General features: G+C 71.1%; 17 protein-coding genes. 13 read left to right on the top strand and 4 right to left on the bottom strand.

The features are described 5' to 3' along the window. Positions 1-27: 27 nt before the first annotated feature. The gene (miaB, locus tag ACZ5TL_RS32565; protein WP_468594343.1) at positions 28-1,542 is read left to right on the top strand and encodes a tRNA (N6-isopentenyl adenosine(37)-C2)-methylthiotransferase MiaB; all 1,515 of its coding nucleotides are present in this window, start codon (positions 28-30) and stop codon (positions 1,540-1,542) included. Positions 1,543-1,740: 198 nt separating this feature from the next. Then, positions 1,741-2,472, top strand: coding sequence for a class III extradiol dioxygenase subunit B-like domain-containing protein (locus ACZ5TL_RS32560; RefSeq protein ID WP_468594341.1), 732 nt, complete (start codon positions 1,741-1,743; stop codon positions 2,470-2,472). Between the two features lie 106 nt (positions 2,473-2,578). Here ACZ5TL_RS32560 and ACZ5TL_RS32555 read toward each other — a convergent pair whose 3' ends face one another. Together ACZ5TL_RS32555 and ACZ5TL_RS32550 are read right to left on the bottom strand one after the other, a co-directional pair. Then, on the bottom strand, positions 2,579-3,004 hold the full coding sequence (locus ACZ5TL_RS32555) for an antitoxin (RefSeq protein WP_468594340.1): 426 nt from the start codon (positions 3,002-3,004) through the stop codon (positions 2,579-2,581). 26 nt (positions 3,005-3,030) lie between these two features. After that, positions 3,031-3,315: a hypothetical protein gene (locus ACZ5TL_RS32550; RefSeq protein WP_468594338.1), complete on the bottom strand. Its 285-nt coding sequence runs from the start codon at positions 3,313-3,315 to the stop codon at positions 3,031-3,033. 182 nt (positions 3,316-3,497) lie between these two features. On the opposite strand from ACZ5TL_RS32550, the gene miaA reads away from it, so the two are divergent. From miaA to hflX, 6 genes are all read left to right on the top strand, one after another. Continuing rightward, positions 3,498-4,436, top strand: a complete 939-nt coding sequence (gene miaA / locus ACZ5TL_RS32545; protein WP_468594337.1) for a tRNA (adenosine(37)-N6)-dimethylallyltransferase MiaA — start codon at positions 3,498-3,500, stop codon at positions 4,434-4,436. A gap of 108 nt (positions 4,437-4,544) precedes the next feature. Beyond that, the gene (locus ACZ5TL_RS32540) at positions 4,545-5,057 is read left to right on the top strand and encodes a hypothetical protein (RefSeq protein ID WP_468594392.1); all 513 of its coding nucleotides are present in this window, start codon (positions 4,545-4,547) and stop codon (positions 5,055-5,057) included. A 198-nt stretch (positions 5,058-5,255) separates the two neighbouring features. Further along, positions 5,256-6,128: a diaminopimelate epimerase gene (dapF, locus tag ACZ5TL_RS32535; RefSeq protein WP_468594336.1), complete on the top strand. Its 873-nt coding sequence runs from the start codon at positions 5,256-5,258 to the stop codon at positions 6,126-6,128. 359 nt (positions 6,129-6,487) lie between these two features. After that, complete coding sequence (locus tag ACZ5TL_RS32530) at positions 6,488-8,671, top strand: RelA/SpoT family protein (RefSeq protein WP_468594335.1); 2,184 nt, start codon at positions 6,488-6,490, stop codon at positions 8,669-8,671. 110 nt (positions 8,672-8,781) lie between these two features. Then, positions 8,782-10,371, top strand: a complete 1,590-nt coding sequence (locus tag ACZ5TL_RS32525) for a M1 family metallopeptidase (protein ID WP_468594334.1) — start codon at positions 8,782-8,784, stop codon at positions 10,369-10,371. A 157-nt stretch (positions 10,372-10,528) separates the two neighbouring features. Further along, complete coding sequence (hflX, locus tag ACZ5TL_RS32520) at positions 10,529-12,022, top strand: GTPase HflX (RefSeq protein WP_468594332.1); 1,494 nt, start codon at positions 10,529-10,531, stop codon at positions 12,020-12,022. Positions 12,023-12,163: 141 nt separating this feature from the next. On the opposite strand, the gene ACZ5TL_RS32515 is transcribed toward hflX, so the two are convergent. Continuing rightward, complete coding sequence (locus ACZ5TL_RS32515) at positions 12,164-13,399, bottom strand: trypsin-like serine peptidase (RefSeq protein ID WP_468594331.1); 1,236 nt, start codon at positions 13,397-13,399, stop codon at positions 12,164-12,166. Positions 13,400-13,729: 330 nt separating this feature from the next. Here ACZ5TL_RS32515 and ACZ5TL_RS32510 point away from each other — a divergent pair, with 330 nt between their 5' ends. The 4 genes from ACZ5TL_RS32510 to ACZ5TL_RS32495 all read left to right on the top strand — a co-directional run bounded on the left by ACZ5TL_RS32510 (position 13,730) and on the right by ACZ5TL_RS32495 (position 20,789). Next, entirely contained in the window at positions 13,730-15,304 is a 1,575-nt protein-coding gene (locus ACZ5TL_RS32510) for an aminotransferase class III-fold pyridoxal phosphate-dependent enzyme (RefSeq protein WP_468594329.1), read from the top strand. 176 nt (positions 15,305-15,480) lie between these two features. Then, positions 15,481-17,481 carry an IucA/IucC family protein gene (locus ACZ5TL_RS32505; RefSeq protein ID WP_468594328.1) on the top strand — a complete coding sequence of 667 codons (2,001 nt, stop codon included), beginning with the start codon at positions 15,481-15,483 and terminating at the stop codon, positions 17,479-17,481. Positions 17,482-17,559: 78 nt separating this feature from the next. Beyond that, positions 17,560-18,501, top strand: a complete 942-nt coding sequence (locus ACZ5TL_RS32500) for a GNAT family N-acetyltransferase (protein ID WP_468594327.1) — start codon at positions 17,560-17,562, stop codon at positions 18,499-18,501. Positions 18,502-18,809: 308 nt separating this feature from the next. Then, the gene (locus tag ACZ5TL_RS32495) at positions 18,810-20,789 is read left to right on the top strand and encodes an ATP-dependent DNA helicase (protein ID WP_468594326.1); all 1,980 of its coding nucleotides are present in this window, start codon (positions 18,810-18,812) and stop codon (positions 20,787-20,789) included. Between the two features lie 153 nt (positions 20,790-20,942). Here ACZ5TL_RS32495 and lexA read toward each other — a convergent pair whose 3' ends face one another. Beyond that, complete coding sequence (lexA, locus tag ACZ5TL_RS32490) at positions 20,943-21,722, bottom strand: transcriptional repressor LexA (RefSeq protein ID WP_046257039.1); 780 nt, start codon at positions 21,720-21,722, stop codon at positions 20,943-20,945. 618 nt (positions 21,723-22,340) lie between these two features. On the opposite strand from lexA, the gene nrdR reads away from it, so the two are divergent. Further along, a complete protein-coding gene (nrdR, locus tag ACZ5TL_RS32485; RefSeq protein ID WP_468594324.1) occupies positions 22,341-22,901 on the top strand; it encodes a transcriptional regulator NrdR in 561 nt (186 codons plus the stop codon). Positions 22,902-23,031 lie beyond the last annotated feature (130 nt).

Genomic DNA, 23,031 nt, shown 5'->3' with positions numbered 1-23,031 from the left:
GTTCGCCGACCGCCTACCCTTGTCCCCATGAGCAGCATCGACCGGAGCCAGTCAGTGGGCGGCACGCGCACGTATGAGGTACGCACCTACGGGTGCCAGATGAACGTCCACGACTCCGAGCGATTGGCCGGACTGCTGGAGGACGCGGGCTACGTCCGCGCCTCCGAGAGCGCCGACGGGGCCGACGTCGTCGTCTTCAACACCTGCGCCGTGCGGGAGAACGCCGACAACAAGCTGTACGGAAACCTCGGCCACCTCGCGCCGAAGAAGGCCGCCCGCCCGGGCATGCAGATCGCGGTCGGCGGCTGTCTCGCGCAGAAGGACCGCGACACCATCGTGAAGAAGGCGCCCTGGGTGGACGTCGTCTTCGGTACGCACAACATCGGCAAGCTGCCGGTCCTTCTGGAGCGCGCCCGCGTGCAGGAGGAGGCGCAGGTCGAGATCGCCGAGTCCCTGGAGGAGTTCCCCTCGACGCTGCCGACGCGCCGCGAGAGCGCGTACGCGGCGTGGGTCTCCATCTCCGTCGGCTGCAACAACACCTGCACCTTCTGCATTGTCCCGGCCCTGCGCGGCAAGGAGAAGGACCGCCGCCCCGGCGACATCCTCGCCGAGATCGAGGCCCTGGTCGCCGAGGGCGTCTCCGAGGTCACGCTCCTCGGACAGAACGTCAACGCCTACGGATCCGACATCGGCGACCGCGAGGCCTTCAGCAAGCTGCTGCGCGCCTGCGGGAAGATCGACGGCCTGGAGCGCGTCCGCTTCACCTCCCCGCACCCGCGCGACTTCACCGACGACGTCATCGCCGCCATGGCCGAGACGCCGAGCGTGATGCCGCAGCTGCACATGCCGCTGCAGTCCGGCTCCGACCCCGTTCTGAAAGCGATGCGCCGCTCCTACCGCCAGGAGCGCTTCCTGGGGATCATCGAGAAGGTCCGTGCCGCCATCCCGCACGCGGCGATCAGCACCGACATCATCGTGGGCTTCCCCGGCGAGACCGAGGAGGACTTCGAGCAGACGCTGCACGTGGTGCGCGAGGCCCGTTTCGCCCAGGCCTTCACCTTCCAGTACTCCAAGCGCCCCGGCACCCCGGCCGCCGAGATGGACGGCCAGATCCCCAAGAAGGTCGTCCAGGAGCGCTACGAGCGTCTGGTCGCCCTCCAGGAGGAGATCTCCTGGGAGGAGAACAAGAAGCAGGTCGGCCGCACGCTGGAGCTGATGGTCGCCGAGGGCGAGGGCCGCAAGGACGACACCACCCACCGCCTGTCCGGCCGCGCCCCCGACAACCGCCTCGTCCACTTCACCAAGCCGGACCAGGAGGTCCGCCCCGGCGACGTGGTCACGGTAGAGATCACCTACGCCGCCCCGCACCACCTCCTCGCCGAGGGCCCGGCGCTGGCTGTGCGCCGTACGCGCGCGGGCGACGCCTGGGAGAAGCGGACCGCGGCTGAGCAGGCCAAGCCCGTCGGTGTGATGCTGGGACTGCCGAAGATCGGCGCCCCGGAGCCGCTGCCGGTCGCGGCGAGCGGGTGCGGCTGCGACTGATCCGTGAGGTGACGGCGGGGAGCCGGTGCCGGGGACGGCCGGTCCTCGGGACGGATCCGCACTCGCCTGTCCGTCCACGTCCACGCGGGATGACCGTCCGAGTCCGTGCGGGACGGCTGCCCGAGACAGTCCGGGATGACTGCCCGTGGGGACGCCCGCCTCCCGCCGTCCGTACGGTCCGGAGTTACCCTGCCGATCATGCTTGTCGCCGCCGCTGTCTGTCCCTGCCCGCCCCTGCTGGTTCCCGAGGTCGCCGCGGGGGCCGCTCCGGAGCTGGACACCGCGCGGGCCGCCTGCACGGACGCGCTGGGCGTGCTCGCCGCCGCCCGGCCCGACCGGCTCGTGGTCGTCGGTCCGGCGGAGGGCACCGGGCCGGAGACGTACCCGGAGGGCACGCGGGGTTCGTTCCGGGGCTTCGGCGTCGATCTCGACGTACGGCTGGGACCGGCCGGGTACCGCAACGGGGACGGCTACGGGGACACTGACCGCCGGTTGCCGTACTCGCTCACCGTGGCCGCCTGGCTGCTGGAGCGGACCGGGTGGTCCGGTGCCCCGGTCGAGGGACTCGGCGTGGGGGAGCGGCTCGCGCCCCAGCGGTGTGCCGAGACGGGCAGGGACGTCGCCGCGGGGGCCGACCGAGTGGCGCTGCTGGTGATGGGTGACGCCAGCGCGTGCCGGACGCTCAAGGCGCCGGGCTATCTGGACGAACGGGCGGCGCCCTTCGACGCGGAGGCCGCGCGTGCGCTCGGCGCGGCGGACATGGCCGCTCTCACCTCGCTCGACACCGTGCTGGCGCACGAGTTGAAGGCTTCCGGCCGGGCCCCCTGGCAGGTCCTGGCGGGCGCGGCCGAGGGCGCCGGCCTCGGCGGTGCACTGCGGTACGAGGATGCCCCGTACGGCGTGGGATACATCGTCGCCAGCTGGTCGTAGAGCGGGCGGCAGGACACGGGAACGGCGGACGGCGGGGAGCCGGAGTGCTCCGCGGCCGTCCGCCGATGTGCCCTTCAGTTCAGTCAGCTCAGTGCGCCGGTGCGTGTCAGGAAGTGGGCGGTGGCGCGTCGTCCGGCGGCGTGGTGGCGCCCGGATCCCGCGGCGGCACGGTGCGGCTCGCATCGTTCGGCGCGGTCGCGTGCGGCGGTGTGCCCGCGCCCGGCGGCGGTGTCGTGGTGCCCGTCTCCGGCGGCGTGGTCCCCGCGCCCGGTGCCGTGCCACCAGCGCCCGGTGTCGTGCCACCCGCGGCCGGTCCGCTGTCGCCCTGGTGCGCGAATCGGACCATGGCGCCCTTGGCCTTGCCCGTGCCCGACTGGATCTTGTCGCTGTACTTGCCCTTGGTTCTCTTGTCGACGACCCTCGCGGCCTTGTCGAGGCCGTGGTGGATCTTGTCCTCGTGCCGCTGCGCGAGGTCCGAGACCTTGCCCTTGGCCGGGCCCAGCTTGGCCCTCACGTTGTCCAGGAGACCCATGGTTCACCTTCCCTCGCGCGGGGCGGTCACGTACGGGCGCCCTCACCGGCCTCGTTGTCGGCCACCTTCTCGGTGGACTGCTGCTTGGGGATGTCGACGCCCTCGGTGCCGGTGACCTCCACGGTGGCCTCGGCGGTGACCTCGTCAGCCGGCCTGTCCGCTTCCGTCGCCCCGTCCGTGCCCTTCGTCTCCGCGGCCCCGGCCGTCTCCTCCGCCTCGGACCCGGCCTTCGCCGTGTCGGCCTGAGCGTCGGCGGCAGGCGCCTCCGCTGTGGCCTTCGACCGCCGGAGAAGTCGTGCAAAAACGCCCATATCCACTCCATACGTTACTCGTGCGGGCGAAATCCCGCGTCGCCCGGGGCGTCGGTTTGCGCGGCCCGGGCCACCGCCTCTGCGATTCAGCGGCAGGAACCTCGCAACGGGCAACGACCCCGCGGCCGTGGCGTCACGTAACTCGTTCGAGACCGGGGCTCGAGGTTTGCGAGACTGGGGCCGTGAGCAGCGCACCCCCCGCCCCCCGCGTCATCGCCGTCGTCGGTCCCACCGCGGCCGGAAAGTCCGATCTGGGTGTCTTCCTGGCCCAGCGTCTCGGCGGCGAGGTCGTCAATGCCGACTCCATGCAGCTCTACCGAGGGATGGACATCGGAACCGCCAAGCTGACGCCCGAAGAGCGCGACGGTGTCCCGCACCACCTGCTGGACATCTGGGACGTGACCGCCACGGCGTCCGTCGCCGAGTACCAGCGCCTGGCCCGCGAGCGTATCGACGCACTGCTCACTGAGGGCCGCTGGCCGATCCTGGTCGGCGGCTCCGGACTGTACGTGCGCGGGGCCGTCGACAACCTGGAGTTCCCCGGCACGGACCCCGAGGTCCGCGCCCGCCTGGAAGAGGAGCTCACGCTGCGCGGCTCCGGCGCGCTGCACGCCCGGCTGGGCGCCGCCGACCCCGAGGCCGCTCGCGCGATCCTGCCGAGCAACGGCCGCCGGGTCGTCCGCGCCCTGGAGGTGATCGAGATCACCGGCCGTCCCTTCACCGCCAACCTCCCCGGCCATGACTCGGTGTACGACACTCTGCAGATCGGTGTCGACGTGGCCCGCCCCGAGCTGGACGATCGCATCGCACGCCGGGTCGACCGGATGTGGGACGCCGGCCTTGTCGACGAGGTGCGCGCACTGGAGGCGCAGGGGTTGCGCGAAGGGCGTACGGCCTCGCGCGCGCTCGGCTACCAGCAGGTGCTCGCGGCGCTCGCCCGGGAGTGCACCCTCGAGGACGCGCGGACCGAGACCGTCCGTGCCACCAAGCGCTTCGCGCGCCGCCAGGATTCATGGTTCAGGCGCGATCCCCGGGTGCACTGGTTGAGTGGGGCCGCGGCCGATCTCACAGAACTTCCGCAGCTCGCGCTGTCTTTGGTCGAACGACCGGTTACAGCCTGATCACGTCCTGGCATCGGGACGCCCAGGCCGTCATCCGGTCCTTCGATGGCGTGCCATCATCGAGCTTCGATCGACCGAGTTGAGTCCTAGTTGGGAGGGCGCGTGGCGATGGAGGCCGGCCCTCGCGACACCGCACAAAGCACCGATCACATCACCGCCGAGCGGGATGAGCCGGGGCTCGGGGACGGACCGGAGCAGGAGACGGACCGTCTCAGCTCCGACGGGCCCGACGAGACACCGGGTGTGACGGACGACGGCCCGGAGCCCGACGAGATGTTCGCGGGCGAGGTCGAGGTCGAATTGCGCCCGCAGCGCCGCCTGCGCATATGGCAGCTCGCACCCATCGTGGGTCTGGCGGCAGTCGGCTCCCTGATGTTCGCGTTCCCGCTCGCCTTCGACTTCGGCGACAGCGGGGCCGTCATCGCCATGCTCGGCCTGCTGATCTGCTCGTGCGCGGCAGGCTGGGGCATGATGGCCGCCCGCCGGGTCGGCTACACCTTGCCGGGCCTCCCGGCCAGGGGGTCGGGCCGCAGAGCCGACTGGCGGGTCGTCGTGGCATACGCGGTGATGGTGGCCGCGGTGGTAGTGCTGGCGGTCTGGCGCGTGGCAAGACTCCGCTAGGGCTCACGCCTCGTTCAGGGGCACGGGGCCGTCGATACGCGCCCGAGCCCGACGCGCAGCGCAGCCGCGCCGCAGGACGAACGTGTCGCTCCGCCGCGTGGCGAGTCAGGCCTCACCATGCCGCGCACGGCCTCACGGCCGACTACCCCGGCACCCGTACCCGGCCCCGCTCGCGCCGCGCCCCGTACGATCGAGGGCATGAGCACGCGGATCCCCTTCCTCAAGGGCCACGGCACCGAGAACGACTTCGTGATCGTCCCGGACCCCGAGAACGCCGTCGACCTCCCCCCGGCCGTCGTCGCCACCCTGTGTGACCGTCGCGCGGGCATCGGCGGTGACGGACTGCTGCACGTGGTGCGATCCGCGGCGCATCCCGAGGCCGAGGACATGGCGGCCGAGGCCGAGTGGTTCATGGACTACCGCAACGGCGACGGCTCGATCGCCGAGATGTGCGGCAACGGCGTGCGCGTCTTCGCGCGCTACCTCCAGCGCGCCGGACACGTCACCGAAGGGGACATCACGGTCGCCACGCGCGGAGGCGTCAAAACCGTCCACATCGCCAAGGACGGTGACGTCACCGTCGGCATGGGCAAGGCGCTGCTCCCCGAGGGCGACGTCACCGTGAGCGTCGGCGAACGCAGATGGCCCGCGCGGAACGTCAACATGGGCAACCCGCACGCCGTCGCCTTCGTGGACGACCTCGCGCACGCCGGTGACCTGTTCTCCCCGCCGCCCTTCAGCCCGGCCGCCGCCTACCCGGACGGCGTGAACGTCGAATTCGTGGTCGACCGCGGCCCGCAGCACGTCGCGCTGCGCGTGCACGAGCGCGGCGCCGGCGAGACCCGCTCGTGCGGCACGGGCGCGTGCGCGGTCGCCGTGGCCACCGCCCGCCGCGACGGTGCCGACCCGGCGGTCACCGGTACCCCGGCGACCTACACCGTGGACGTCCCCGGCGGCACCCTGGTGATCACCGAGCGGCCCGACGGCGAGATCGAGATGACCGGCCCGGCGGTGATCGTGGCCGAGGGGGAGATCGACGCGGCCTGGCTGGACACCGCCACGCGCGCGTGAACAGCGGACAGGCTGGACGCCGCCACGCACGCGTGAACAAGCGCAGACGGCCCTGAAGGCCACGCGCTGTCGGCCGGTCCTCAAAGGCCGCGTGCCGTCGGCCGCTCGACCCGAAACCACCGTAAGGAACCGGCCACTTGGCGGGAAAAGAACCGTCATGCTCACGACGTATGGGGGTGCAAACCTCACATTCGTCCCTCGAATGGGTGATCAGTTTCACGCTCGGCGAGAGGCGGTCAGCCTGGCATGGTGGGCTCGGTAGCATCAAGCACCGGCCCGGACGGGGGACCGAAGCCGCCCCCTGAGCCGTGTCCGCCCTGGGGCACCCCGTCCGCCGGTTGACGCAGCCGGAGGTGCCCATGAGTGCGGAGGCCACGAATTCCGTGACCCCAGGCCCGATGACGGGCGCGGTGTCGGGTCCGCTGACGCCGACAGCCCCGCGCAGAAAGGCCCGCCCCCGGATCGACCTGCGCCGCCTCGGCAGAGCCGCTCTGCTCGGCCCCGCCGCACGCGGTCGGCTGCCCGACGCCATCAGCCACGTCGTCGAGGCCCACCGCGCCCACCACCCCGACGCGGACCTCGAACCCCTGCGCCGCGCCTACGTCCTGGCCGAGTCCTCGCACCGCGGCCAGATGCGCAAGAGCGGCGAGCCGTACATCACGCACCCGCTCGCCGTGACCCTGATCCTCGCCGAACTCGGCGCCGAGACCACCACGTTGACCGCTTCCCTCCTCCACGACACCGTCGAGGACACGGACGTGACGCTGGACCAGGTCCGCGACCAGTTCGGCGAGGAGGTCCGCTACCTCGTCGACGGCGTCACCAAACTGGAAAAGGTCGACTACGGCGCAGCGGCCGAGCCCGAGACCTTCCGCAAGATGCTCGTCGCCACCGGCAACGACGTCCGCGTCATGTCGATCAAACTCGCCGACCGGCTGCACAACATGCGCACCCTCGGCGTCATGCGCCCCGAGAAACAGGAGCGCATCGCCAAGGTGACACGTGACGTACTCATCCCGCTCGCCGAACGACTCGGCGTCCAGGCGCTCAAGACCGAACTCGAGGATCTGGTCTTCGCAATCCTGCACCCCGAGGAGTACGCGCACACCAGGGAGCTGATCGTCCGCAACGCCGGCCGCGCGGACGACCCCCTCGCCGAGGTCGCCGACGAGGTACGCACGGTGCTGCGCGAGGCGGACACCACGGCCGAAGTCCTCATCCGGCCGCGCCACTTCGTCTCCGTGCACCGGGTCTCCCGCAAACGTGGCCGGCTCCGCGGCTCCGACTTCGGCCGCGTGCTGGTGCTGGTCAGTGAGGACGCCGACTGCTACGGCGTCCTGGGCGAACTCCACACCTGCATGACGCCGGTGGTCTCGGAGTTCAAGGACTTCATCGCCGTACCGAAGTTCAACCTTTACCAGTCCCTGCACACGGCCGTCGCGCGCGACGACGGCCAGGTCGTCGAAGTCCTCATCCGCACCCACCAGATGCACAAGGTCGCGGAGGCGGGAGTCGTCGCCCTCGGCAACCCGTACGCCCCGGCCCCCGACGACCCGGCCGACGGCGAGCGCGTCGACCCCACCCGCCCCGGCTGGCTCTCCCGGCTCCTCGACTGGCAGGAGGCGGCACCCGACCCGGACCACTTCTGGTCCACTCTTCGTGAGGACCTCGCCCAGGACCGCGAGATCACCGTCTTCCGGCCCGACGGCGGCACGCTCGGCCTGCCCGAGGGGGCGACCTGCGTGGACGCCGCGTACGCGCAGTACGGGGAGGACGCGCACGCGTGCATCGGCGCCCGGGTCAACGGCCGCCTCGCGACGCTGAGCACCGTCCTGAAGGACGGCGACACCGTGCAGCTCCTCATGGGCCAGGATCCGGCCTCCGAGCCCTCCCGGGAGTGGCTGGAGCACGCGCATACGCCCGCGGCCCGGATCGCCATCCAGCGGTGGCTGGCCGCCCACCCTGCGCAGGCCGAGGCACAGGCGAGCGAGGCACACAGCGCGGACGACCGGGGGGCTCTTCGGCCGGCCGCCGACGTGCCCGACGCGGACGGGGCTCCCGGGCAGGGCGCCGCCCGCACCGCGACTGCCACCGCCGACGTCGCAGCCGACCTGCCCGGCGCGACCGTCCGGCTCGCCCGCTGCTGTACACCCGTACCGCCCGACGGGATCACCGGCTTCGCCGTACGCGGGGGAGCAGTGACCGTGCACCGCGTCGAGTGCGCGGCGGTGGCGCGTATGAAAGAGGGGGGGCGTGCAGAGGTCGGCGTGCGCTGGGGCGATGCCACCGAGTGCCGGGTCACGCTGGTAGCTGAATCGTTCGTCCGTCCGCATCTGCTCGCGGACCTCACCGAGGCCATGGCCGTCGAAGGTGCCGAGATCGTCTCCGCGACCGTCGAGCCCCCGACCCAGCAGCAGGTCCGCCACACGTACACCGTGCAACTCCCGGACGCGGCCCACCTGCCCGCCCTGATGCGAGCGATGCGGAACGTGGCCGGGGTGTACGACGTGAGCCGGGCACAGCCGCAGACGCAGGGCGGCTGAGCCGGCCGGCTGAGAAGGAACGGCACCCGGCGCAGGCGCCGGTCCCCGGTTCGGGTGGGGCGGACGCGCGTCGTCCCCGTCGTGCCCGCGCACGCTGATAGCCGTGGGGCATGCCCCACACCCCCCACACCCGAGCATCGCGTTCCCGTCGGCGACGGGCCTGCGCCGCCCTGCTCGCCTCGGCCGTCTCCGTCAGCCTCGTCGCCGCGAGCGCCCCCGCCGTTCCGCTCGGCGTCGGCGACCGCCTCTTCCCGTACCTGGGCAACCCCGGTTACGACGTCGCGTCGTACGACCTCTCCTTCACCTATTTCGGCAAGAACAGCGAGCCGCTGGGCGCCGTCACCACCATCGACGCCTGGACCACCGACGACCTGGACCGGATCAACCTGGACTTCGCCCACGGCACGGTCCGCTCGGTCGAGGTCGACGGAGACCCCGCGGAGTTCCGCACCGCCGGCGAGGACCTGGTGATCACGCCCGAGGACTCCGTGTCGGACGGCAACTGGATGCGGATCACCGTCCGGCACACCAGCGACCCCATGCCCGCCGAGGGCCGTGAGGGCGGCTGGGTGCGCACCGCGGACGGCCTCGCCATGGCCAACCAGGCCGACGCCGCACACCTGGTCTTCCCGTGCAACGACCACCCCTCCGACAAGGCCATGTTCACCATCCGCGTGATCGCCCCCGACGGGCACACGGCCGTCGCCAACGGCCTTTCCGCCGGTGTGCACAGGTCGGGCGGCTCGACCACGTGGACGTACCGCACTCAACACCCCATGGCCACCGAGCTCGCCCAGGTCTCCATCGGCCGTTCCACCGTACTGCGCCGCACCGGCCCGCACGGTCTGCCCGTCCGGGACGTCGTACCGACGCGGCACCGCAAAGCCCTCGAACCCTGGCTGGAGAAGACCCCCGCCCAGATCGAGTGGATGGAGAGCAAGGTCGGCCGCTACCCCTTCGAGACCTACGGTGTGCTCATGGCCGACGCCTCCACCGGCTTCGAACTGGAGACGCAGACACTCTCCCTCTTCGAGCGGGAGCTGTTCACCGAGCCCGTCTACCCCCAGTGGTACGTCGAGTCGATCATGATCCACGAGCTGGCCCACCAGTGGTTCGGCAACAGCGTCGGTCCCCGCACCTGGTCCGACCTGTGGCTCAACGAGGGACACGCCACCTGGTACGAGGCGCTGTACGCCGAGGAGCAGGCCGGCAAGCCGATGAGGGACCGGATGAGGGCCGCTTACGGCGCCTCCGACCGCTGGCGCGCCGCCGGCGGACCGCCCGCCGCCCCCAAGGCCCCCGAGCCCGGCCGTAAGACCGGCATCTTCCGGCCCAACGTCTACGACGGCGCCGCACTCGTCCTGTACGCCCTGCGCCAGGAGATCGGCCGCCCGGCCTTCGAGCGACTGCAGCGCGCGTGGGTCGGCCGCCACCAGGACGGCACGGCCACGACGGAGGACTTCGTCCGGCTCGCCACCGAGATCTCCGGGCGCGACCTGGACGGCTTCTTCCAGGGCTGGCTGTACGGCCGGACGACCCCGCCGATGCCGGGGCACGCGGACTGGAAGCCGGAGACGACGCCCGCGGAGCCGGCGGAACCGGCCGAGCCCGCCGCATCGGCCGAGCCCGCCGGGGAACGGGCCGCACCGGCCGAGCCCGCCGGGGAACGGGCCGAGCCCGCCGAAGCAGCCGCCCAATAACACGATGACGAGACGCCACGTGCCGTGCGACCATCTTCAGGTCGGCGCGGCACGGAGCGCCGGGAATCTCCCGGAGCGCCCGTGCGTTGTGGACAGTGACGGAACGGCTGTCAGCGGTCCGCCGCCGAAAACGGTTTCCCAGCTACGTAAGGATCCAATGACCTCCTCTTCTTCCTTTTCCCAGGACACCCCGCGCTCCGCGCACAGCCACCCCGAGGGTCTTCGGGCCGATGCCCTGATGGAAGAGGACGTCGCCTGGAGCCACGAGATCGACGGAGAGCGGGACGGCGACCAGCTCGACCGCTCCGAGCGCGCGGCCCTGCGCCGTGTGGCGGGCCTCTCCACCGAACTCGAGGACGTCACCGAGGTCGAGTACCGCCAGCTCCGCCTGGAGAGGGTCGTGCTCGTCGGCGTCTGGACCTCGGGAACCGTGCAGGACGCGGACAACTCCCTCGCAGAGCTTGCCGCCCTCGCGGAGACGGCGGGCGCGCTCGTGCTCGACGGTGTCACCCAGCGCCGCGACAAGCCCGACGCGGCCACGTACATCGGCTCCGGCAAGGCCGAGGAGCTGCGCGACATCGTCCTTGAGACGGGCGCGGACACCGTCATCTGCGACGGTGAGCTCAGCCCGGGCCAGCTGATCCACCTCGAGGACGTCGTCAAGGTCAAGGTCATCGACCGTACGGCCCTGATCCTTGACATCTTCGCCCAGCACGCCAAGTCCCGAGAGGGCAAGGCGCAGGTCGCGCTCGCGCAGATGCAGTACATGCTGCCGCGGCTGCGCGGCTGGGGTCAGTCGCTGTCCCGGCAGATGGGCGGCGGTAAGGGCGGCGGCCTCGCCACCCGTGGTCCCGGTGAGACCAAGATCGAGACGGACCGGCGACGGATCCGCGAGAAGATGGCGAAGATGCGCCGGGAGATCGCGGACATGAAGACCGGCCGCGAGATCAAGCGCCAGGAGCGCAAGCGCCACAAGGTGCCGTCCGTGGCCATCGCGGGCTACACCAACGCCGGCAAGTCCTCGCTGCTCAACCGCCTCACGGGCGCGGGTGTGCTGGTCGAGAACGCCCTGTTCGCGACCCTCGATCCGACCGTGCGCCGGGCTGAGACCCCGAGCGGACGGCTGTACACGCTGGCCGACACGGTCGGGTTTGTACGCCATCTGCCGCACCACCTCGTCGAGGCCTTCCGCTCCACGATGGAGGAGGTCGGCGAGGCCGACCTGATCCTGCACGTGGTGGATGGTTCCCACCCGAACCCGGAGGAGCAGCTGGCCGCCGTACGCGAGGTGATCAGGGATGTCGGCGCCACCGACGTGCCCGAGATCGTCGTGATCAACAAGGCGGACGCGGCCGACCCGCTGACCCTGCAGCGGCTGCTGCGCGTCGAGAAGCGGTCCATGGCCGTCTCGGCCCGCACCGGCCAGGGCCTCGATCAGCTGCTCGCGCTCATCGACAACGAGCTGCCGCACCCGTCGGTCGAGATCGAGGCGCTCGTGCCGTACACGCACGGCAAGCTCGTCGCCCGCGCTCACGACGAAGGCGAGGTGATCTCCGAGGAGCACACCCCGGAGGGCACCCTGCTCAAGCTGCGGGTGCACGAGGAACTGGCGGCGGAGCTCACGCCGTACGTCCCGACGCCGGCGCTCTGACGCCCTCGGCCCTGATGTGAGAAGGCCCGCCCCCTGTCCGAAGGGAGCGGGCCTTCGTCATGTCCCGGTCAGCAACCGCCGTACGTCCTGCTCATGTGGTGCGCCGGGCGCATCCCCGCCGCCGAGGTGTTCAGCCGGTGGTCACCGGCCTGCGAACTTCTCGCTGACCGAGTCGTACACGCCCTTGGCCACGTCACCCAGCCGGGGTCCGGCCAGCCAGCCCGACGTCACCGGGCCGATCGAGGTGTTGGACACCAGCGCGGGCTTGCCGTCCGAGCCCGTCGCGACCCAGCCGCCGCCGGACGAACCGCCGGTCATGGTGCAGCCGACGCGGTACATCGTCGGATCCGAGGCGGTGAGCGAGAGCCGCCCGGGCCGGTCCTGGCACCGGTACAGCTTCTGCCCGTCGTACGGCGGCGCGGCCGGGTAGCCGATCGCCGTCACGCTCTTCACCTTCGGCATGGCGGGAGCCTGGAAGTCGACCGGCAGCGCCGAACCGACCGTCTCCTCCAGCGACTTGCCCCCGCTGCCCTTCTCCGGCGTCACATGGATGACCGCGAAGTCGTACGGCGCGCCGTCGCCGCCCGTCGAACCACCCTGCTCGATCCACTGGTCCGAGGTCTGTGCCCAGTCACCCCACCAGACACCGTAGGGAGCGACGTCCTCACGGGTGGCGTTCTCCAGCGCCTCGACCGGCTTCCCGTCGTCGTTGTACGACGGCACGAACGCGATGTTGCGGTACCAGCCGCCCTTCTTGCCCGCGTGCACGCAGTGGCCCGCCGTCCACACCAGGTTGGACTTGCCCGGGTGGGCGGGATCCTTCACCACCGTCGCCGAGCAGACGGCCGAGCCCTTCGGGGAGTCGAAGAAAACCTTCCCCGCCGTGGGGACGTTGGCGTGGTACGACGGCGGCACGGCCTGCGCCTCGACCGGCTCGGGCGCGGGATCGGTGACGCCCCGGTCCCCGGATATATCGCTCTCGTCGACGCCCTGGTCGGGCTCCTCCGCCTCCCGCATGCGATCCGGGTCCCACAGGCCTTCGATGATCGGGTTGATGTACTCGTTGGCCTCGCGCAGCCAGTCGTCTCGGTCCCAGTTCTTCCAGGCGCCGTTCTTCCACTTGTCGACGTCGATCCCGTGCTCGCGGAGCCGGTCCCGGATCTCGTCCGGGATCGTCAGCTTGCCGTCGTCGGCGGCGGGGGCGGTGGCGGACGCGGAGGCCGTGGCCCCACCGCCGGCCTCGGCGTCGCCCGACTCGCAGGCGGTGGCGGTCAGCGCGAGCGCCGAGGTGAGAGCAACGGCGGCCAGCGCGGGGGAGTTCCTGCGGCGCGCCCTCCCCCCTTGACCGGCGATGGACGACTGCCGTGTGGATCGCATGATCTGACTCCCCCTGATATGGACGAACTGGTACGAACCGGCGCCTCGGCCTTGAACACCGTCTAACCCGCAAGGAGTTCGGCCGACCTCATGGCGCCCGGGAACGGCACCACACACTATGCGGTGGCTGCGGGAGCGATCCGACGGAACAGCAACAGTTCCGTCACGGAAAGGATCTTGAGGCAACCCGTAACCCGGTGAGCGGCCCGGGGTTGGTAGCGGTGGGGGGCCTGCTGTCCGTGTGCGGTCCTCCGTGCCCGTGCCCAGTGGGAGGTCAGCGAAGTCGTGGCGCAATCCGCTCATGGGGGTTGTGGGTCAGAGGAGGCCACTGTGGGGTGTACGCAGGCGAAATCCCTCCCCGGTGGTGCCGTCGATGACACGGCCCCGGCCGCGCGCTCCGCGCACGAGGGGATCCTCCGCCGCCAGTCCGCACGCGAGTCCGCGGCCCGTACCTACGCCCGCGCCCTGCCGATCGTGCCGGTGCGGGCACGGGGGCTGACGATCGAAGGCGCGGACGGCCGCCGCTACCTGGACTGCCTCTCCGGTGCCGGCGCGCTCGCTCTCGGACACAACCACCCGGTTGTCCTCGAAGCCATCCGCAGAGTCCTCGACTCCGGCGCGCCTCTGAACGTCCTCGACCTCGCGACACCGGTCAAGGACGCCTTCCTCACCGAGCTGTACCGCACCCTGCCGCCCGGTCTCGCCGGCCGGGCCCGTGTGCGGTTCTGCGGCCCCGCCGGCAGTGACGCCGTCGAGACCGCCTACGCGCTGGCCCGCGCGGCAACCGGGCGGACCGGCCTCGTGACCTTCGCCGGCGCAGGGGAGGAGACGGCCGCAGCGCCGATTGAGGCGCCCGCCGGCACGCGGGCCGCGGCCCGTCTGCCCCACTACCGCTGCCCCTTCGGCCTTGAGGACGAGCGCGGGGCCGGCCTCGCCGTCGGCTGGGCCGAAGCCCTCCTCGAGGGTGCTGGGCCGGGCGGGCCCCTTCCCGCCGGGGTGATCGTCGAGCCCGTGCAGGGCGAGGGTGGCGTGATCCTCGCACCGGATGCCTGGCTGCGGCGCCTCCGGCAGTTCACCGCAGGCCGATCCGTTCCCCTGATCACCGACGAGAGCCAGACGGGCGTCGGGCGGACAGGCGCCTTCTGGGCGGTGGAGCACAGCGGAGTGACCCCCGACCTCATGGTCCTCTCCCACGCCATCGGAGGCAGCCTGCCGCTGGCTGTCGTGGTCTACCGCGACGACCTCGACGTCTGCGAATCCGATGCCCCGGCCTCCACCTTCCCCGGCAACCAGCTCGCCATGGCCGCCGGCACCGCGACCCTCGCCCATGTCCGCGAGAACTGCCTCGCCGAGCGCGCGGCGACCCTCGGCGACCGCATGCTCAAGCAACTGCGTCGGCTGGTGCCGGAGTTCGCGTGTGTGGGGGATGTGCGAGGGAGAGGGTTGATGATCGGGGTGGAGCTGGTGGATCCGGAGGCTGTGGGGGCCCGGTTGGTTCCAGGATTCCCGGGGGCCTCGGGGACCCGGGGGACCCCGAGGCCCCCGGGAATCCAGGGGGCCTCGGGCGGCGGCGCGCGGGTGTTGGGGGTACCGGAGGTGTCTGCTGTGTCGGGGGTGCCAGGTACCTCGGGGGTGCTGGAGGTCCCAGGGGTGCCGGGCTCAGCGGACAGCGGGCACCGGCCACTTTCCGTCGCCTCCGAACTGGCGGCCGCAGTCCAGCGGGAGTGCCTCCGGCGTGGCCTCATCGTCGGACTCGGCGGCCGCCACACGAGCGTCGTACGGCTGCTGCCGCCGCTGACGATCACCGACGAGCAGGCGGCCGCCGTACTGGACCGACTGGCCGACGCGGTCGGGGCGGTGGCTCGGTACCAGGAGGGCGCGGCAGCGGCTTCGCAGTCGCCGTGAGCGTGAGTACTCGTACCGCGAGGCTTCATACCGGCGAGGCTTCACACCGCGGGGCTTCACGCCGCAGGTGCCTTGGGCCGAGGGCCTGCGGCCTCTGACAACCCGGCCGAGTGGAACTCGCCTGCTCCCCGGCCAGCCCGACCGCAAGACCCCGAACGACCCCTGAGGTAACTGCCTTGATCGCCATCACTGAGCCCGATGACCACGCCACGACGCCGGGTCAAGGTCCAGCCGACGCCGGGACGCCAGAGGCCTCGGGGGCATCAGTGAACTCGGCGTTCCCTCGTCAGAAGCCTGAGGCGCCGTCCGCCGAGCGGCTTGCCGGCGACCATGGCACCGACCCCCTGGAGCACCCCGACCCGCACACCGTCGCCCAGGCGGCCGCCGTGGAGAACCTGCTGCGCTGCTGGGTCCGCGAGACCGGCCAGACCGCCCCCACCGACGGTGTCCTCCACATCCCCCTCCCCGCGAGCGGCACCGCCCTCGTCGCCTCGGTTCACTACTGGTCGCCGACCGGCTGGCACCGCTTCGGCCTTCCTCGTCTGTCCGGTGCACCCGAGCACGCCCCGCCGGCCGACGCCGTCACGATTGCCGCGCTGCTGGCCCGGGAAGCGTCCACGGACGCTTCCGATGTCGGCCGCGCCCACGACTCCGGTCTCACAGGCACCCTCGCCTGCACCGCCCGCGCCGGTGTCAGCGATGGCGTCGAGCTCGTCGCGGGTGTCGCCGACTCAGTCCGCCGTGTCGCTGTCTTCGTCAGCGACCGTCGGGGACACCCGGCAGACGGCTCTGATCTCTTCCTGTCCGCGGAACAGGCACTTGTCCTTGGACACCCCCTGCACCCAACCCCGAAGAGCCGCCAGGGTCTCTCCGAGCTCGAAACCCGGTTGTACTCGCCCGAACTGCGGGGCTTCTTCCCTCTGCACTGGATGGCTGTCGCCCCCTCCGCCCTCGCCACCGACTCCTCCTGGACCGAACGAGGCCGCCCTGTCCCAGCCGCCCGGCTCATCGCCCGTCTGGCAGGGGCCGGACTGTCGCTCCCGGACGGATACGCCCTGCTGCCCCTGCACCCCTGGCAGGCAAGCGAGATGCGGCACCGTCCCGAGTCCGCTGCCCTGATGGACAGAGGACTGCTTCGTGACCTCGGCACCCACGGCCTTCCCTGGCAACCCACCTCCTCCGTCCGCACTGTCTACCGGGCCGGTGCGCCGGCGATGCTCAAGCTGTCGTTGGGCCTGCGCATCACCAACTCCCGCCGCGAGAACCTCCGCAAGGAACTCCACCGAGGTGTCGAGGTCCACCGTCTGCTGCGCAGCGGGCTCGCGCGGCAGTGGTGGGCAGTCCACCCGGGCTTCGACATCGTGCGCGACCCGGCCTGGCTCGCTGTCGACGGTGCTGACGGCGCCCCATTGCCCGGACTGGATGTGGTGATCCGCCACAACCCGTTCAGCCCCGCGACCGATGTCTCCTGCGTCGCCGGTCTCGTATCGCCACGCCCGTGCTCACCCGCTTCGCCAGCAACCGTCCCAGGTTCACCGGAAGTACGCGACTTGGTTCTGCGGTCGCGGCTTGCCGAGGTCGTCACCGGCCTCGCCCGCCGGACCGGCCGACCTCGCGGAGCCGTCGCCGCCGAGTGGTTTCTGCGCTACCTCGAACATGTGGTGCGCCCCGTCCTGTGGCTGGACGGTGAGGCCGGCGTCGCCCTGGAAGCGCACCAGCAGAACACCCTGCTTCTGCTGGATACCGAGGGCTGGCCCGCAGGCGGCCGCTACCGGGACAACCAGGGCTACTACTTCCGCGAGTCCCGGCGCGCGGACCTCGACGCCCGGCTGCCCGGCATCGGAGAGCAGAGCGACACGTTCGTCTGCGACAGGGTCACCGACGAGCGCCTCACCTACTACCTGATGGTCAACAACGTGCTCGGCCTCATCGGCGCGTTCGGCTCCCAGCGACTGGCCGACGAGCGGTTGCTGCTCGCCGCCTTCCGCCGCTTCCTCGGAAACCTTGCCTCCGGTCCGGCGCGCCTGCGCACCTCGCTGCCCGCCAGACTGCTCGACTCACCCGTCCTGCGCTGCAAGGCCAACCTGCTGACCCGGCTGCACGGCCTGGACGAGCTCATCGGTCCGGTCGACACCCAGTCCGTCTACGTCACCATCGCCAACCCCTTGCACTGCTGATCTCCTGACTGTCGTGACAGCAACCGACCTCCTTCATCCCTGAGGACATGCCCACCCCCCTTCTGAGAGGAGCGTTTGGTGCTTCCCGCCGATCCGACTGCCGATTCCGCCGAAAAGGCCGATACCGACACCGGCATCGCTGTCACTACCAGGGCCGACGCCGAGATGGATTCCGGTCTCAGCTCCGGTTCCGATACCCACCCCGGCATCGGAGCCGACGCCGACCCTGGTGCCTCTCCCAGTGCGGATTCCGGTGCGCTTGTCGATGCGGATTCCGGTGTGGGTGGGCACAGCGAAGACACCATGGACTTGCGGCTCCCGGACGGGTTCCTCGCCCTCGTCGCGGAAGCGGTGACCGGCCCCTGCGGATCAGGGCGGCGTGACCAGGACCAGGCACCGGGCTCTACCTCCCTCGACGCGGCCGACGCCGGCTCCGGTTTGCCCCGCGACGACCTTCTCGACCGGGTCGCTGACTGGGGGCCGGTCGACACACCCGCCGGCGTGTTCCACCTCGTCCCCGTGCGTGTCGAACGCGACCTTGCACTCATCAGCCGCTGGATGAACGACCCTGCCGCCGCGGCGTTCTGGGAGCTGTCCGGTCCGCAGAGCGTGACCGAGGGTCACTTGCGGGACCAGCTCGCCGACGACGGACGCAGCGTGCCGTGCATCGGTGTGCTCGACGGAACGCCGATGAGCTACTGGGAGATTTACCGGGCCGACCTGGACCGCTTGGCCCGCCACTACCCGGCGAGGCCTCACGACACGGGGCTGCATCTCCTGGTCGGTGCGGTCCCCGACCGCGGGCGGGGTCTCGGGGGTCTGCTGCTCCGAGCCGTGGCCGACCTCGTTCTCGCACAGCGGCCCTCCTGCGCACGCGTCATCGCGGAACCCGACATTCGCAACACCCCCTCCATCGCCGCTTTCCTGACCGCCGGCTTTCGGTTCTCCGCCGAGGTCGACCTGCCCGTCAAGCGGGCCGCCCTCATGGTCCGGGACCGGGCGCTCCGGCATCTGCTGTAGCGCTGTGTCACCGCATCATCACTCATTGAACGCGGCCGGATCCGGCGCAGTTCCCACGATCCGAAAAGGATTTCGGACTCTCGCCGTGTCCCGTCCCGACGCGGCGGTAGCGGACAGCCGATGCCGTCCGATGTCTCCCCGCCGTCAGCCGTCAGCCGTCAGCCGTCTGCCGTCTGCCGTCTGCCCGTCTGTCGCCTGCACGCCCGTCCCGCCGAGGAGCGCAAGGTCTTGATCCTGTCCCCCGAAGCCGTTCTCGCCCCGGCCTTGATCACCCGTTTGTCAGTGTCGGGCCGTAGGGTGGTCGCGCTATGACGAAGCCCTCACTCCCCGAACTCCTGCATGCTGCCGTCACTGCCGTCGGCGGTACGGAGCGCCCAGGTCAGGTGGCCATGGCCGAAGCCGTCGAGGAAGCGATCGACGACGGCTCCCACCTGCTGGTGCAGGCCGGCACCGGCACCGGAAAATCGCTGGGCTACCTGGTGCCCGCGCTCGCGCAGGGAGAGCGGGTGGTCGTCGCGACCGCCACCCTGGCCCTGCAGCGCCAGCTGGTCGAGCGCGACCTGCCGAGAACGGTCGAGTCGCTGCACCCCCTGCTGCGCCGCCGCCCGGAGTTCGCGATGCTCAAGGGCCGGTCGAACTACCTGTGCCTGCACCGCCTGCACGAGGGCGTCCCGCAGGACGAGGAGGAGGGCCTCTTCGACCAGTTCGAGGCGGCCGCGCCCACCAGCAAGCTCGGCCAGGACCTGCTGCGAGTACGGGACTGGGCCGACGAGACCGAGACGGGCGACCGGGATGACCTCACGCCCGGCATCTCGGACCGGGCCTGGGCGCAGGTGTCGGTGTCGTCGAGGGAGTGCCTGGGTGCCTCGAAGTGCGCGTACGGTGCCGAGTGCTTCGCCGAGATGGCCCGCGAGCGGGCCAAGCTCGCCGAGGTCGTCGTCACCAACCACGCGCTGCTCGCCATCGACGCCATCGAGGGCGCCCCGGTCCTCCCGCAGCACGAGGTGCTGATCGTCGATGAGGCGCACGAACTCGTCTCCCGCGTCACGGGCGTCGCCACCGGCGAGCTCACCCCCGGTCAGGTCAACCGCGCGGTGCGCCGTGCCGCGAAACTCGTCAACGAGAAGGCCGCGGACCAGTTGCAGACCGCCGCCGAGGGTTTTGAACGGCTGATGGAGCTGGCGCTGCCGGGCCGTCTGGAAGAGATTCCCGAGGACCTCGGGTACGCGCTCATGGCGCTGCGCGACGCCTGCCGCACGGTCATCTCCGCGATCGGCACGACCCGCGACAAGTCCGTCCAGGACGAGGACGCCGTCCGTAAACAGGCCTTGGCCTCCGTCGAGAATGTGCACGACGTGGCGGAGCGGATCACGAACGGCTCCGAATGGGACGTGGTCTGGTACGAGCGTCACGACCGTTTCGGCGCCTCCCTGCGCGTTGCCCCGATGTCCGTGTCGGGGCTGCTGCGGGAGAAGCTCTTCGCGGACCGCTCCGTGGTCCTGACGTCCGCGACGCTGAAGCTGGGCGGCGACTTCAACGGCGTCGGCGCCTCCCTGGGTCTCGCCCCGGAGGGCACCGAGGGCGATGACCTCCCGAAATGGAAGGGCATCGACGTCGGCTCGCCCTTCGACTACCGCAAGCAGGGCATCCTGTACGTCGCCAAACACCTGGCGCGCCCCGCACGGGACGGCGATCGCGCGGACATGCTCGACGAGCTCACGGAGCTGATCCAGGCGGCGGGCGGCCGCACCCTGGGCCTGTTCTCATCGATGCGCGGGGCTCAGCTGGCCGCTGAGGAGCTGCGTTCCCGGATCCCCGAGTTCCCGATCCTCCTCCAGGGTGAGGAGACGCTCGGCGAGCTCATCAAGAACTTCGCGGCCGACCCGAAGACCTGCCTCTTCGGCACTCTGTCGCTCTGGCAGGGCGTGGACGTCCCCGGTCCCAGTTGTCAACTGGTCGTCATGGACAAGATTCCCTTCCCGCGCCCCGACGACCCCCTGATGAGCGCCCGCCAGAAGGCCGTGGAGGACGCCGGCGGCAACGGCTTCATGGCGGTCGCCGCCACCCACGCCGCGCTCCTCATGGCCCAGGGCGCCGGCCGTCTCGTACGGGCGTCGGGCGATCGCGGTGTGGTCGCTGTGCTGGACCAGCGCCTGGCGACGGCCCGGTACGGGAGCTACCTGAAGGCGTCACTGCCCGACTTCTGGTTCACGACGGACCGCAACCAGGTGCGGAAGTCGCTGGCGGCGATCGACGCGGCGGCGAAGCAGGCGGCGGACGACGTATAGGCGCGGGGGCGGGCTGAGGCGCGGCCTCAGCCCGGCCCGGAGTGTTGGCCGGCTCCCGGCCCCGGACAGCGCAGGACCCCGGAACCGGCGCAGAGGTTCCGGGGCCCGGTCAGAGGGCGAGGCGAATGGGCCCGCCCGTCGCGGTGCGCGGTGTCACACGCGACGCAGTACGGCCACGACCTTGCCGAGGATGGTCGCGTCGTCGCCGGGGATCGGCTCATAGGCCGCGTTGTGCGGCAGCAGCCACACATGGCCGTCCTCGCGCTTGAAGCGCTTGACGGTGGCTTCGCCGTCGAGCATGGCGGCCACGATGTCACCGTTCTCGGCGACAGGCTGGCGTCGGACGGTGACCCAGTCGCCGTCGCAGATCGCGGCCTCGATCATCGAGTCACCGACGACCTTCAGGACGAACAGCTCACCGTCGCCGACGAGCTGGCGGGGGAGGGGAAAGACGTCCTCGACGGACTCTTCGGCGAGGATCGGGCCACCGGCGGCGATGCGGCCGACCAGCGGGACGTACGACGCGGCCGGCTTGCCCGCCGTGTCGGTGGGCTGCGCCGAGGCCGCCTGGTCCGAGCCTCGCACCTCGTACGCGCGGGGGCGGTGCGGATCGCGACGGAGGAAGCCCTTGCGCTCCAGTGCCATCAGCTGGTGTGCCACGGAGGACGTGCTGGAGAGGCCGACGGCCTGGCCGATCTCCCGCATCGACGGCGGGTAGCCGCGCCGCTGCACCGAGTCCCTGATGACCTCGATCACGCGGCGCTGGCGGTCCGTGAGTCCGGAGCTGTCCGCCCGGATGCCCGGAGGTCGCCCCGGCAGGGAGCGCTTGTGCCCCTCAGGGTTCGTGGCTTCGTTCATCGCATGCACCGGCTCCAGGCGGCCCTGGGAGCGGTCCTGGGCAGTGATGGTGGCACTGTCTGCGGTGGTGGTCACGTCGGCCCCTCTCGATGGTCTCCCTGCTGGACAACGGTAGTTGCTTTCGAAAGGTTGCGCCAAACACACGTTCGAGTGAAAAATCGCGAATCAGCGGACGCGATCATGTGTCCGGGTGTATTGGCGGCCGCGTCACCTGGCGGGCAAAAGGGCCCGTTGCTGTACTCTTCACCGCCGGGGTGATCGCCTCGTGGACTGCTGCCCCAGTCTGCCATCCGGCATTCTCCTGCCCCGGGACCAGCCCTCATCTGTGCGGGAGTCCCACCTCCCCTCCTCGCGGCGCCCACGGTATCTCCGCATGTGCCGCAGTGATACGGCTCCGCGTGACCGGGTGCGGCCGTGTCGCGGCGAAGCCGTGAACGGCGTGTCGATGAGGGTGTACGGGGCGGCGTGAGTCGGCCTGCTGCCCGCCATCTGCGCCTACGCGCGCGACACGCGCGCACAGCCTGGATGTATGAGCCAATCCCCACATCTAGTGGTTGGATTGCGGGAGCAGCCCAGAAGTTGTGGTCCCCCGGGTCTTCGGCCCCATGGCCATCGCCTATGCTTGGGGCTGCTTCGTGGGGCGCAAGAGGTCCGACGAGGCTATTGAGTCTGCTGTGAGGAGGGTTGGGAATCATGCACTGCCCCTTCTGCAGGCACCCCGACAGCCGTGTCGTCGACAGCCGTACGACCGACGACGGCACGTCGATCCGCAGGCGCCGCCAGTGCCCTGACTGCTCCCGTCGTTTCACGACCGTGGAGACGTGCTCGCTCATGGTGGTCAAGCGGTCCGGAGTCACCGAACCCTTCAGCCGCACCAAGGTCATCAATGGTGTGCGCAAGGCGTGTCAGGGACGGCCCGTCACCGAGGACGCGCTCGCCCAGCTCGGCCAGCGGGTCGAGGAAGCGGTGCGGGCCACCGGAAGCGCCGAGCTCACCACCCACGACGTGGGGCTGGCCATACTCGGCCCGTTGCAGGAGCTCGATCTCGTCGCCTACCTGCGATTCGCGTCCGTCTACCGGGCCTTCGACTCGCTCGACGACTTCGAGGCGGCCATCGCGGAGCTCAGAGTGGAGACGGGGCGCCCCGACGCGGACGACGGAGACCGCGAGGACACGGGTGCGGGGAGCCAGGGAGACGGCCGCGGGCCCGGAGGGACGCCACAGGTCCCCGAGCCCGCAGCCGCCTCCGACTGACCGGCGAGCCGGACCCGGGAGGCAGCTCCGGGCCCGGCCGGGCGGCGGCGATGAGAAGACCTGTTGCGGGCGATGTGAGTGGGTGTCCGCAACACCAGACAGAACACCGTGCCACGGGAACAACGGGGCA

This window comes from Streptomyces sp. NPDC033136 (assembly GCF_055578235.1).
The sequence above is the reverse complement of the archived record's forward strand: the minus strand, read 5'-3'. Positions and strand labels throughout refer to the sequence as shown.